General features: G+C 70.9%; 9 protein-coding genes. 5 read left to right on the plus strand and 4 right to left on the minus strand.

Annotated elements, in window-relative coordinates; translation table 11 throughout:
- The first annotated feature begins 759 nt into the window (after nucleotides 1-759).
- Complete coding sequence (locus ACSU6L_RS05240; protein WP_437054001.1) at nucleotides 760-2,382, plus strand: cellulase family glycosylhydrolase; 1,623 nt, start codon at nucleotides 760-762, stop codon at nucleotides 2,380-2,382.
- 62 nt (nucleotides 2,383-2,444) lie between these two features.
- Here ACSU6L_RS05240 and ACSU6L_RS05245 read toward each other — a convergent pair whose 3' ends face one another.
- Nucleotides 2,445-3,473, minus strand: a complete 1,029-nt coding sequence (locus tag ACSU6L_RS05245; RefSeq protein ID WP_437054003.1) for a LacI family DNA-binding transcriptional regulator — start codon at nucleotides 3,471-3,473, stop codon at nucleotides 2,445-2,447.
- Nucleotides 3,470-5,884: a glycoside hydrolase family 2 protein gene (locus ACSU6L_RS05250; protein WP_437054005.1), complete on the minus strand. Its 2,415-nt coding sequence runs from the start codon at nucleotides 5,882-5,884 to the stop codon at nucleotides 3,470-3,472. The genes ACSU6L_RS05245 and ACSU6L_RS05250 overlap by 4 nt, the downstream gene beginning before the upstream one ends.
- Nucleotides 5,885-6,150: 266 nt before the next feature.
- Between ACSU6L_RS05250 and ACSU6L_RS05255 the strand changes: the two genes are divergently transcribed.
- The 4 genes from ACSU6L_RS05255 to ACSU6L_RS05270 all read left to right on the plus strand — a co-directional run bounded on the left by ACSU6L_RS05255 (nucleotide 6,151) and on the right by ACSU6L_RS05270 (nucleotide 10,335).
- Nucleotides 6,151-7,473: an ABC transporter substrate-binding protein gene (locus ACSU6L_RS05255; RefSeq protein WP_437054007.1), complete on the plus strand. Its 1,323-nt coding sequence runs from the start codon at nucleotides 6,151-6,153 to the stop codon at nucleotides 7,471-7,473.
- A gap of 97 nt (nucleotides 7,474-7,570) precedes the next feature.
- Complete coding sequence (locus ACSU6L_RS05260) at nucleotides 7,571-8,545, plus strand: carbohydrate ABC transporter permease (RefSeq protein ID WP_437054009.1); 975 nt, start codon at nucleotides 7,571-7,573, stop codon at nucleotides 8,543-8,545.
- Nucleotides 8,542-9,402 carry a carbohydrate ABC transporter permease gene (locus tag ACSU6L_RS05265; protein ID WP_437054011.1) on the plus strand — a complete coding sequence of 287 codons (861 nt, stop codon included), beginning with the start codon at nucleotides 8,542-8,544 and terminating at the stop codon, nucleotides 9,400-9,402. Before ACSU6L_RS05260 ends, ACSU6L_RS05265 begins: the two co-directional genes overlap by 4 nt.
- Before the next feature lie 108 nt (nucleotides 9,403-9,510).
- Complete coding sequence (locus ACSU6L_RS05270; RefSeq protein ID WP_437054013.1) at nucleotides 9,511-10,335, plus strand: hypothetical protein; 825 nt, start codon at nucleotides 9,511-9,513, stop codon at nucleotides 10,333-10,335.
- 439 nt (nucleotides 10,336-10,774) lie between these two features.
- Here the strand turns inward: ACSU6L_RS05270 and ACSU6L_RS05275 are convergent, their stop codons facing one another.
- Complete coding sequence (locus ACSU6L_RS05275; RefSeq protein WP_437054015.1) at nucleotides 10,775-12,382, minus strand: DHA2 family efflux MFS transporter permease subunit; 1,608 nt, start codon at nucleotides 12,380-12,382, stop codon at nucleotides 10,775-10,777.
- 225 nt (nucleotides 12,383-12,607) lie between these two features.
- Complete coding sequence (locus ACSU6L_RS05280) at nucleotides 12,608-13,216, minus strand: flavin reductase family protein (protein ID WP_437064773.1); 609 nt, start codon at nucleotides 13,214-13,216, stop codon at nucleotides 12,608-12,610.
- Nucleotides 13,217-13,298 lie beyond the last annotated feature (82 nt).

A 13,298-nucleotide genomic window follows, 5' to 3' on the forward strand; every position in this document is an offset into this window, starting at 1 on the left:
TGAACTGGTTCTGCGTCGCCCGACGAACACTGACAGTAGTCGCCCACGCATCATGTGCGGTGGGCAGTTGACAAAGACCCCCGCAGAGCGTCCCACTCTGGTATGAGCCCTCGTACGACAGACCGATAAGCCCCTCGTTCGGCCGCACGCCAAACGAAACGGAATGATCAGTGCTGGTCGGAAGCGGTCTGGATCGAACAAGGCGGCGGCGACCCCTTCCCCGCCTCGCGCCGCGCCCCGACGGGCACGCTCCCGTTCGCCGGGCCTTTCACCACCGCCCGCCCCCCATCAGGGCAAGGGGGGAGCATCACCGAGCGTCACCAACCGCTGGCCAAGGCCCTGCCATCGCACCGACTCGCCTCGCACGACGGCCGTACGGCGGCCCCGCGACCGCCGCACGGCCGCCACATGGACGGCCGTGCGGCAGCCGCGCGACGGCACATCCGGCCCGGAAAGCCACGGACGCGGCCGCACTCACGGCTGCAGCGAACCAGCTATATCGGTTTAACAACAGGCGCAGATAGGGCGGTGGAAATCCGTTCGCCGCCCGTTGACGTAGCGGAAGAATCCACTTAACCGGTTCTGTCGAAGGCATTGTGTTCCTTCCGGAGCATCCATACTCTCGTGAATGCCAAAGGGCGGATATACCGAAGCGGCGCGGGACGCAGCCGTTTTCAGGCGTGTTCCTTTGGCATTCACGATTGAAAGGCTTTTCCGCCTTTCCGCATCGCCCCGCACATTCTCGAGCCGGGAGCAATCATGAGAACGAAACTGGCCGCGGCCACGGGCACGATCCTCGCCGTGGGCGCCTCACTCCTCGCCGCCGCGCCTGCTGCGCAGGCGGCTGCCCCCTCCGGATTCCACGTCAGTGAGGGCCGCCTGCTGGACGCCAACGGGGAGGACTTCGTGATGCGCGGCGTCAACCACGCGCACACCTGGCACCCCGATCGCACCGACCAGGCGCTCAAGGACATCAAGGCCAAGGGCGCCAACTCGGTCCGGGTGGTGCTCAGCACGGGCGACCAGTGGACCCGCAACGACACCGCGGACGTCGCCCACGTGGTCGCCGAGTGCAAGGAGAACCGTCTGATCTGCGTCCTGGAGGCGCACGACACCACCGGTTACGGCGAGGCCGGCGCCGCCGCGCCGCTGTCCGAGGCGGTGGACTACTGGCTGGACGTCAAGAGCGCCCTCGTGGGCGAGGAGAAGTACGTCATCGTCAACATCGGCAACGAGCCGCACGGCAACAGCGGTTACAGCGCCTGGACCGGCGACACCAGGACCGCCATCGGCCGGCTGCGGGCGGGAGGCCTCGACCACACCCTCGTGGTCGACGCCCCCAACTGGGGCCAGGACTGGTCGTTCACGATGCGCGACAACGCCGCCGACGTGTTCGCCGCCGACCCGGACCGCAACACGGTCTTCGACATCCACATGTACGGCGTCTACGACACGGCTGCCGAGGTCCGCGACTACCTCAACCGGTTCGTGAGCGCGAAACTCCCCGTCGTGGTCGGCGAGTTCGGCGACATGCACTCCGACGGCGACCCGGACGAGGACGCCATCATGGCCACCGCGCAGTCGCTGGGCATCGGCTACCTGGGCTGGTCCTGGAGCGGCAACGGCGGCGGCGTCGAGTACCTCGACCTCGTCCAGGGCTTCGACGCCTCACGCCCCACCGCCTGGGGAAAGCGCCTGTTCGACGGCGCCGACGGCATCAAGGCCACCGCCGAGGAGGCCAGTGTCTTCTCCGGCGGCACCGGCGGTGACACCACCGCCCCGACCGCCCCGGGCACGCCGACCGCCTCGGACGCCACGAGCACCAGCCTGCGGCTGAGCTGGCCGGCCGCCACCGACGACACCGGGGTCACCGGCTACGACGTGGTCCGGGTGGACGGCGGCCAGGAGACCACGGTCGCCGCCTCCGCCACCACCACGGTCACGGTGACCGGCCTGACCGCGAACACCCGCTACACGTTCACCGTCTACGCCCGTGACGCGGCGGGCAACCGCTCGCCGAGGTCGGCCACGGTGACCGCCGGCACCGCCCCCGGCTCCGGCACGGCGGCCTGCGCGGTGGAGTACCGGCTGAGCGACTGGGGCAGCTCGTTCAACGCCGAGGTCACGATCCGCAACCACTCCGACCGGGCCGTGGACGGCTGGGAGCTGAGCTTCGCCTTCCCCGGCGGCCAGAGGATCAACTCGGTCTGGAACGCCAGGGCGACCCAGGACGGCCGTACCGTGCGGGCGACCCACGAGTCGTGGACCCGGACGATCCCGGCGGGCGGGTCGGTGAGTTTCGGTCTCAGCGGCTCCTCGACCGGCGGCAACGGCGTCCCCGCCGCGTTCACCCTCAACGGCTCGGCCTGCGCCGCCTCCTGACCGGGAGGCGACGACGGAGAAGGGGCGCGGCCGCATGCCGCGCCCCTTCTCCGTCGAGGCGTTCACACGGACGGCGGTGCCGTCGACGCGCGCGGCACCAGTTCGGGCGTCGCCACCGGCCGGGACGGGACGTCCTCGCCGGCGATCACGTCGAACAGCATCCGCGCCACCTGGGCGCCGAACCCGTGCACGTCGTGGCTCATCGCCGACAGCGTGGGATGGGTCAGCCGACACAGCTGTGAGTCGTCCCAGGCGAGCAGGGACAGCTCGTCCGGTACGGCGACGCCCATCTCGGCGGCGACGCCCAGCCCGGCGACGGCCATGATGTCGTTGTCGTAGACGATCGCGGTCGGCCGGTCGGGCGACAGCAGCAGGGACCGCGTCGCCCGGGCGCCCTCCTCCCCCGAGAATCCGGTCTCCAGGTGCCGGCCGCCGGCGAGCCCGAGTTCCGCCATCGTCTCCTCGAACGCGGCGGTGCGGATCGCGCTGTGGCCGAGGCCCGCCGGGCCGCCCACCCGGGCGATGCGCCGGTGACCGAGGGCGGCCAGGTAGCGCACCGCCTCGGCGACGGCCGTGGCGTCGTCGGTCCACACCGACGGGAAGCCCCCCGTGAGGGAGGGGTGGCCGACCGCCACGGCGGGCAGGCCGGTCTCGGCGAGCGCGGCGACGCGCGGATCGTCCTGGTGGAAGTCGACCAGGACGGACCCGCCGACCTGGCGTTCCCGCCACCACCGCTCCTGGAGGTGGATCTCCTCCTCCAGACTGCCCACCAGCCGCAGCAACAGCGAGCAGGACCGCTCGGCGAGCACGCTCTCGATACCGGAGACGAACTCCATGTAGAACGGCTCCAGACCGAGCAGCCGCGCGGGCCGGCAGATGGCCAGCCCGACGGTGTCCACCGACTGCCGGGACAGGCTGCGCGCCGAGGAGTTCGGCGCCCAGCCCAGTTCCCGGGCCACGGCGAAGATCCGCTCGCGCGTGGCCTCGGAGACGCCCGGTTTGTGGTTGAACGCCAGCGACACCGCGCCCTTGGAGACTCCCGCGGCGGCCGCCACGTCCCTGATGGTGACGCGCTCGGCGGGAGCGCTCACCTCGGTGCCGCGCAGAACAGCGCGCCCCTGACCACGTCGGCGGTGAGGTGACCGGCGCCGCGCACCCGGAACCGGGCCCGCTCACCGGGGAGCAGGGTACGCAGGCCGGTGTCGCAGACGGCGTCCGCGCCGAGCCGGTCGGCCTGCAGCAGGAGGTCTCGTACGAGGGTCTGTGCTGTCACCACGACGTCGACACTACCGCCGTCGCCGAGGGCCTGGACGTCGATGTCGTAGCGCGGTGCCGGGTAGGCGAACTCCTTGTCGGGGACGGGGAAGTGCACGGCCCGCAGTCCGTCGGCGTCGGCGACGAGGAACTCCTTGCCCGATCGCTCGTCGGGCACCAGGTCTCGCGGCACATCCAGCCGGAGGACCTCGCGGGGGCCGACGGTCACCTCGAGCGGCGCCTCCGCCGTGACGCCGCCGTCGGCCCGCAGGCGGCGCAGCGACACCGCAGTGCGCCAGGTCTCGCCGCTCTGGTTGATCACGGCGAGGGTCGGGCCGTCCGCTCCGGGCTGGAGGGTGAGGAGGCGGTCGGCGTAGACGCGGCGCAGCTCGTGGTAGAGCGGCTTGGTGCGGCCGTCGCCGTCGACCGCGGCCCACGAGCTGACCGGCCAGCAGTCGTTGAGCTGCCATACGACGGTTCCGGCGCAGACCGGCCAGTGCGAGCGCCAGTGCTCGATGCCGGCGGCCACGGCGCGGGCCTGGACGACCTGGGCGAGGTAGTGCCAGCGGTCGAAGTCGTCGGCGGGCAGGTCGAAGTGGCGGGCGATGCCGCGGTTCAGCTTGCCGTTGCCGTCCTCGGCCTTCTGGTGGTGGAGCATCCCCGGGGAGTCGGGGGCGAGTTCCTCGTCGGGGAGCGCGCGGCGCAGGGTCGCGAGCGCGGGCGGCGCCTGCCAGCCGAACTCCGCGACGAACCGGGGCACGGAGTCGCGGTACTCGGCGTAGTCGCGCCGGTTCCACACCTCCCAGGAGTGGTGGGTGCCGTGCGCCGGGTCGTTGGGGTGGTGCTCCCAGGAACCGGACCAGGGGCTGCCGGCGGTGTAGGGGCGGGTGGGGTCGAGTTCGGCGAGGACGCGGGGCATCAGGTCCAGGTAGTAGCCGCCGCCCCAGGAGTCGCCCTTCAGGTCCGGCTCCCAGTCCCAGTCGCGGAAGCCCCACAGGTTCTCGTTGTTGCCGTTCCACAGCGCCAGCGAGGGGTGCGGCATCAGCCGGACAACGTTGTCCCGTGCCTCGGCCTCCACCTCGGAGCGCAGCGGCTGCTCCTCGGGGTAGGCGGCGCAGGCGAAGAGGAAGTCCTGCCAGACCATGAGGCCGAGCTCGTCGCAGACGTCGTAGAAGGCGTCGTCCTCGTAGATGCCGCCGCCCCAGATCCGCACCAGGTCGACGCCCGCCTCGGCGGCCTGGACGAGGCGCGCGCGGTAGCGGTCGGGGGTGACGCGGGACGGGAAGACGTCGTCGGGGATCCAGTTGACGCCGCGGGCGAAGATGCGTACGCCGTTGACGACGAAGGTGAAGCCGGTGCCGTGCGCGTCGGGGGAACGGTCGAGCTCCACCGTGCGGAACCCGATGCGCCGGTGCCAGGTGTCGAGCGGTTCCTCGTCGCCGTCCTCGACGAGGGTCACCTCCAGGTCGTAGAGCGGCTGCTCGCCGTATCCGCGCGGCCACCACAGGGCCACGTCGGGCACGTCCAGCGTCAGCACGGCCCGCGTGCCGTCCACCACGGCCCGGCCGACCGCGCCGCCCGCCGTGGCGCGGACGGCGAGCGGACGGTCGGCGCCTCGCTCGGTGCGCTCGACGTCGATGTGGATCTCCACCCGGCCGGTGCCGTCGGTGGCGGTGACGCGCGGGCGCACCTCGGCCAGCCGGGCCGTCGACCAGCGCTCCAGCCGGACCGGACGCCAGATGCCGGCGGTGACCAGGGTGGGTCCCCAGTCCCAGCCGAAGGAGCAGGCCATCTTGCGGATGTACTGGAAGGGCTCCGGGTAGACGTTGGGCCGGTCGCCGGTCAGCACCTGTACGAACTCCGCCTCGTCGTACGCCGACGCGAACTCCACGTGCAGCCCGCCGTGGCGGCCGGTCACGTCGAAGCGGTAGCGGCGGTGCATGTTGCGGGTGCGCCCCAGTTCCCGACCGTCCAGGGTGATCGTCGCGGCGGTGTCGAGGCCGTCGAAGACCAGGTCGACGCGTTCGTGGGACGCGTCGGAGGTGTCGGCGGCGGCGAGGGCGCGGCTGTAGGTCCAGGCCCGGCGGCCCACCCACTGCACCTCCCGCTCGTTGAGACCGACGTAGGGGTCGGGGATCACCCCGGCGGCGAGCAGGTCGGTGTGCACGCAGCCGGGGACCTGGGCGGGCAGCGGGCTCGTGTCGTGGTGGAGGCTCCAGCCCTCGGCGAGCGGAACGACTTCCTTCATGTGCGGCTCCTCTTGGCAGGACGGGCCTGATTCGTGTGCGTCGCGACTCAACCTAACGCGGGGTGATTAACCGGTCTAGTCCCCACTTTCAGCCCGCCAGGCCTGGAAACCCACAGGCCACGAGCCTGTACACCAAGATCCACCGGAAATGTCAGGTAACGATTGGGCATCCCGCTCTCACAAGGAGCTTTACCGGTTTACAACCGCCTGACATAGTGCCGTCAACCACCGGAGCCCGAGCCGTAACCCTGGAAGGAGTTGGGCACATGGGGAGGAAGACCCTGAGCGCCGCCCTGCTGGCGACCACGATGCTGACCGTCGTGGGGTGCAGTGGCGGAGGGACACCGAACGCGAACGAGACCGCGGTCGCGCCACTGAACCCGGACGGCGTCTCGGGCACCATCAAGGTCCTGACCAACCGCACCGACCTCGTGCAGAACGGCACGATGAAGAAGTACGCGGCGGAGTTCAACAAGACCTACCCCGAGGTGAAGGTCGAGTTCGAGGCCATCACCGACTACGAGGGGGAGGTGAAGATCCGGATGAACACCGAGAACTACGGCGACGTCCTGCTGATCCCCTCGGCGGTCGCCAAGGGCGACTACCCGAAGTTCTTCGCGCCGCTCGGCAGCACCGCGACGATGAAGGAGACGTACCGCTTCACCGACAAGACGGACGTCGACGGCCGGACCTACGGCATCGCCACCTTCGGCACCGCCAACGGTTTCGTCTACAACAAGGCGCTGTGGAAGAAGGCCGGGATCTCCGACTGGCCGGCCACGCCCCAGGAGTTCCTGGACGACCTGAGGACGGTGAAGGAGAAGACCGGCGCCACCCCTTACTACACGAACTTCAAGGACGGCTGGCCGCTCAGCAGCCCCTGGACCAACAGCATCGGCTCGGTCAGCTGCGACAGTCAGGCCTCCGACAAACTCGCCGCGACGGACAAGCCCTGGGCCGAGGGCTCGGACCTCAACGTGATCGACACCCTGCTGCACGACATCGTCCACGCGAACCTGTCCGAGAAGGACCCGTCGACCACCAACTGGGAGGCGTCCAAGACGCTGCTGGCCAAGGGAGAGGTCGGCAGCATGCTGCTCGGCTCGTGGGCCGTCACACAGATGCAGGACGCGGCGGAGAAGGCCGGCGAGGACCCCGGGGACATCGGCTTCATGCCCTTCCCGTACCAGACGGACGGCCAGTTCTGCGCCACGCTCGTGTCCGACTACCAGATGGCCGTGAACATCCACTCCGACCACAAGCAGGCCGCGCGCGCCTGGATCGACTGGTTCACCGAGAAGTCCGGCTACACGGCCAGGGAGGGCGCTGTCTCCGCCCTGAAGTCCGCGTCCTTGCCGAGCACGCTGCAGAGCTACGTTGACAACGATGTCAAGCTGGTGGAGCGTTCAGAGGCCGAGACCGCGGAGGTCAACGCGATCGACAACGCCTCCGAGATCGGCCTGAGCAAGCAGGACTACCGGCAGAAGCTGGTCGACATCGCCCGCGGCGCCCAGGACGGGTCGCTCCAGGGCTACTTCGACGAGCTCGACAAGCGCTGGGCCGAGGCCGCCCGGACGACCGGGTCCTGACCCCGGCGCCCGCCGGGTCCCGGCCCCCGCGGCCCCCCGACGCCGGGACCCGGCGGGCCGGCGCTCTCAGAGGACGACGAAAGGCTCTGGCCCGCACATGACCCGTATCACCACCTCCCCCGCGGCACCGCCCGCGCCGGCCGCCGAGCCGGACCGCGGCCCCCGGCCCGCCCGGCGCTCCGGCGCCCGGCCGCGCAGCCGGCGCGACCATCCCCTGCGCCGGATCACCCCCTGGCTGTTCCTGCTGGTCCCCCTGGCACTGCTGATCACGTTCACCTACGTGCCGGTGGGCAACATGATCTACTACAGCTTCACCGACTGGGACGGCGTCAGCCCCGACCGCGACTACGTCGGCGTCGACAACTACACCCAGCTGTTCACCCGGCCCGAGATGTTCCGGGTGTTCGCGGTGAGCTTCTACTACCTGGCGGCGTCCGTGGTGCAGATCGCCGTCGCGCTGTACTTCGCCACCGTGCTCAGCTTCGACCTGCGCTTCAGGAACCTCTTCAAGGGCATCCTGTTCTTCCCGTACCTGATCAACGGGGTCGCGATCGGCTTCGTCTTCCTGTACTTCTTCCAGGACGGCGGCACCCTCGACTCGATCCTGGCGTTCCTGGGCGTCGACGGCGACCACGCCTGGCTGGGCGACCCGGAGTCGGCCAACACCTCGCTGGCCGGTGTCTCCGTGTGGCGCTTCACCGGCCTGAACTTCGTGCTGTTCCTCGGCGCGATCCAGTCCGTCCCCGGCGAGCTGTACGAGGCGGCGCAACTGGACGGGGCGAGCCGCTGGCAGCAGTTCCGGCACATCATCGCGCCCAGCATCCGGCCGGTGCTCAGCCTGAGCGTCATCCTGGCCGTCTCCGGCTCCCTGTCCGTCTTCGAGATCCCCTACATCATGACGGGCGGCGCGACCGAGACCTCGACCTTCGTGATCCAGACGATCAAGCTCGCCTTCCAGTTCAACAAGACGGGCCTGGCCTCCGCCTGCGCCGTCGTACTGCTGCTGATCATCCTGCTGATCACCTGGATCCAGCGCCGTCTGGTGCCCGACGAGAAGGTGGACCTCGTATGACCCTCACCGCCCCCGGACGGCCGCGGCGCCGGCGCTTCGGCATCGCGACGACGCTGACCTATCTGTCCCTGGTCCTCGCCTCGCTCGTGGTGCTGATCCCGCTCGTCGTCGTCTTCCTCACCTCTCTCAAGACCTCCCGGGAGATCGCGGACGGTGGTGGCGCGCTGAGCCTGCCGGACGACTGGCTGAACTTCTCGAACTACGCGACCGCGTTCACCGGCGGTCACATGCTCGGCGCGTTCGGCAACACGGCCTTCATCCTGCTGTTCTCCATCACCGGCACGGTCGTCATCGGCTCGATGACCGCGTACGCCATCGACCGCTTCGACTTCCGGTTCAGGAAGCTCGTCATGGGCCTGTTCCTGGTCGCCACCCTGGTGCCGGGCGTGACGACGCAGGTGGCGACGTTCCAGGTGGTCAACAGCTTCGGCCTGTTCGACACGCGCTGGGCGCCGATCCTGCTCTACATGGGCACCGACATCGTGTCGATCTACATCTTCCTGCAGTTCATCCGTGCCATCCCGACCTCCCTGGACGAGGCCGCGCGGTTGGACGGCGCCAACGCCTTCACCATCTACCGCAAGATCATCTTCCCGATGCTGAAGCCGGCGATCGCCACCGTCGTCATCATCAAGGGCATCACCACGTACAACGACTTCTACATCCCGTTCCTCTACATGCCCTCGGAGGACCTCGGCACGATCTCCACCGCGCTGTTCCGCTTCAAGGGGCCCTTCGGGGCGCACTGGGAGAACATCTCGGCGGGAGCGATCCTCGTCATCCTGCCCACCCTGCTCGTCTTCCTCTTCCTCCAGCGCTACATCTACAACGGCTTCGCGCAGGGCGCGACGAAGTAACCGCGGCAGTGGGCGGGACGGCGGCTCGCCGGGCCTCGACGAGCCGCCTCCGCCGTGGCGGGACATCATGAGAGGAAGGCTCGTCGGCGAACAGGGGGCCGAGACGGCATGGCGGGTGGCAAGGCGTGCTTCGACGACATCTACGACCAGGCTGATCCGCGGGCGTACTTCACGCGGCTGGCCCCGCTGGGGTACGAGATCCCGCACCACGCCCAGCCGGTCTTCCGGCGGGTGGCCGCCGAGCGGGCCGCGCTGGACGACGGCCTGCCCGGCGTTCCGGCGGTACTGGACGTGTGCTGCTCGTACGGCATCAACGCGGCGCTGCTCAACCACGACGTGACCCTGGCGGAGCTGTACGAGCACTACCTGTCCCCTGCGGCCCGGGACCTGCCGACCTCCGGCCTCGCCGCCTGGGACAAGGAGTTCTACGCCGAGCGGCGCCGCCCCGACGCACTGCCGGTGTACGGCCTGGACATCTCGGCGCCGGCCGTGCGCTACGCGCGGGAGGTGGGCCTGCTCGACGCCGCCTTCACCGACGACCTGGAGCGCTCCGACCCCGGCCCCGAGCTGGGCCGTGCGCTCGCCGGCGTGGGGCTGGTCACCATCACCGGTGGCGGCAGCTACGTCACGGAACGGACCTTCGCCCGCCTGCTGGACGGCGCGCGGCGTCCGGTCTGGGTGAGCGCGTTCGTACTGCGGACCGTGTCCTACGACCCCGTCGTGCGCGCTCTCGCCGACCGTGGCCTGCACACCACACCCGACACGGCCCGCACCTATCCGCAGCGTCGGTTCACCGACGAGCGGGAGCAGCGCTTCGCGGTCGACGCGGTACGGGCCCTCGGCGGCGATCCGACGGGCCGGGAGGAGGCCGGGCGGTTCCACAGCGTGCGGTACGAGTCCCGTCCCGGGGCGCCGGGGCGGGCGGTGGCGTAGCCACGAGGCGCGGCGTCGGCCGCGGGCGTGCGCGGGCGTTCGCGCGGTGGCCGTCGGCTGGACGGTGGCCCGGCACCGTGGGGTGTGCCGATGCGCTCGGCGTCGGGACGGTGACGGCCTCCCCGATGTGGAGCGCCGGAACGCGCCCACGCGGAGGGTCGGTGCTCGACGCGCAGGTGGGCGCGCGTGCGCATGTGGTCGGCCGGACGAGCTCCGGGTGGACGGCCTGGCCGGCGCCGTGGCGGGCGCGGTCGCCGTCCCCTGAGCCGCTGGTCGTCGCTCGTTCGCCGGCGCCATGTCCCAGTCGGCGTTCGAGGCCTGCCCGGGGGCCGTGGCACAGGGCTGTGGGCATACGGCGCCGGTGGGACGTGGGCGCCCTGCCCGTGCCCGGAGGGGCCGGTGCGGGCAGGGCGAGGCTCCGGCGGCGCCGGGCCCACAGTCAGCCCTCGGTGGCCTGCGTCCCCGTCGGGGCGGCGGACCGGCCGCGTACACCGAGCGCCGCGATCACCGCGCCGGCGACCGTGAGGACGCCGGTCACCAGGACGGCGGTGTGCACACCGTTCATGAAGGCGGTGTGGCTGCCCTCGACGACCGCGTGGGCCACGCGGGCCGGCATGTCGTCGGCGACCGGTGCGATGCCCATCGCGGCGGCGTCCTTGGCCTCACCGAGTCCGTGGGCGAGGGGTCCGGGCACGCCCGCGTCGGTCAGGGCTCCGGGGAGCGTGGCGCCGACGCGGCCGCTGATGAGGGAGACGAGCACGGAGGTGCCCAGCGCGCCGCCGATCTGGAGCGCGGTGGCCTGCAGGCCGCCCGCGACGCCGCCGTCCCGGACCGGCGCGTTGCCGACGATGGCCGCGGAGGAGGCGGACATCACCATGCCGACGCCGAGACCGAGGGCGATGAAGGGCGGCCACATGGTGGCGTACGAGGAGTCGGCGCTCCAGGTGAGCATGGTGAAGGCCGCGGCGGCCTGGAGGACCATGCCGAGCGGCATGGTGAGCCGGGGGCCGAACCGCTCGGTCAGCTGGGCGCCGAGCGGGGAGGCGACCACGGAGGCCAGACTCAGCGGCAGGGTGCGGACGCCGGCCTCGACGGGCGTGTAGCCGCGCACGTTCTGCAGGTAGAGCATGACGAAGAAGATCACGCCGAGCAGGACGAAGAAGTTCAGCGCGGTGACGGCCGTGCCGACGGTCAGCGCCGGGTTGCGGAACAGCCGCATCGGCAGCAGAGGGTTCGCGACGCGGGTCTCGTACCGGGCGAAGACCAGCAGGATCACCACGCCCGCGGCGATGGCGCCCAGGGTGCCGGCCGAAGTCCAGCCCCACCTCTCGCCCTTGACGACGCCGAAGACCACGGCGAGCAGACCGGCCGCGAGCAGGACGACCCCGGCGAGGTCGAACTTCTCCCGGGCGGCGGCCGAGTTCTTGCTCTTCGGCAGGACGAGGGCGCTGAACGCGAGCGCGGCGACGCCGATGGGCGCGTTGACGTAGAAGACGGACTCCCAGTCGACGTGCTGGACGAGCAGACCGCCGACGATGGGGCCGAGGGCGGTGGAGACCGAGGAGACCATGCCCCAGATGCCGACCGCCATGCCGAACTTGCGTGGCGGGAACACGGCCCGCAGCAGGGCGAGGGTGTTGGGCATCAGCAGGGCGCCGAAGAAGCCCTGCACGGCCCGGAAGGCGATGACGCCCTCGATCGAGCCGGCGAGCCCGATGGCGACGGACGCGAGGGTGAAGCCCGCGACGCCGATCAGGTAGAAGGTGCGCCGCCCGAAGCGGTCGCCCAGCTTGCCGCCGAGGATGAGCGCGGCCGCGAGGGCGAGGAGGTAGGAGTTGGTCACCCACTGCAGGTCGGCGGTGCCGGCGTTCAGGTCCCGGCCGATCTCCGGGTTGGCGATGGAGACGACGGAGCCGTCGAGCCCGACCATGAACAGGCCGAAGGCGACGGCGATCAGGGTCAGCCAGGGGTTGTCGCGCCGGCCGCGCGGCGCCGCCGTGGGTGGAGCCTGCCGGGGCGCGGCGGCGTGCGGGGTGAGGGAGGGCATGGGTGTGCCGGTCCTTGTCGTATGCGTCGTGTGTCGTGGGTGCGGGGGAGGCCGAGAGCGCGGCCGGACCGGGAAATGGCACCGCCGACCGGTGCGGTCAGTCGGCGGTGCGCGGGTGCGGCGTGTCGAGCGCGCTCAGGGTGGAGCCGAGGGCGTCCAGAGCACCGTCGGTCAGGGCGGGCATGCCCTCACCATAGATACGGACACATACCTATGTCAACATACCTAACGCTGGCGTGCGGCGAGCCTGGCGGTCTCCGAGCGGAAGCCGTGGCCGACCTCCGGGGTAAGACCGTGGTAGTGACGGAAGTTGTAGATGAGCGGGCTCCAGATCGCGGGGTCGACGTGATGCGTGCCCGGCACGACGACGCGCTCCGCCGCGTGGACGCGCAGCACCTCGCACTCGACGCTGAGGAAGAGCCCGTCCCCGCCGGGGGTCAGCGCGCGGACCCGCGCCTCCAGCTGGAGGGCGCACTCGGCGACCCTCGGCGGCGCCACGAGGTCCGAGCCGACGGGGGTGAGCCCGGCGGCGGCGAACTTGTCCGGCTCGTGGCGGTACACCGCCCGCTTGCTCTCCGGCACCGGGTCGGCGCCGGTGAGCGGTGCAAGGCGCTCCACCCGGTCCCACAGCTCCGGCGAGGCGACGTTGACCACCAGCTCGGGGCGCGCGGCGAGATTGCGCGCGGTGTGGCTCTCGCTGCCCAGCCCCATTACGAGGTACTGCCCCAGCGCCCACGCGGACGAGATCGGCGCGAGGTTGGCGGTGCCGTCCTCGTTCTCGGTGGCCAGCAGGACCACGGGGGTGCCGAAGTAGAGGATGCTCGGCTGGATCACTCGATGGGTGCCGGCGTGCGTACCAGGGTGGACTCCGGCATGCGTAGCGGTCTTCGCGGTCTTCGCGGTCGTCACGGTCTTC

Origin of the sequence: Streptomyces sp. enrichment culture (genome assembly GCF_964272855.1) — a bacterium.
In the GTDB taxonomy this organism is placed as follows: domain Bacteria; phylum Actinomycetota; class Actinomycetes; order Streptomycetales; family Streptomycetaceae; genus Streptomyces.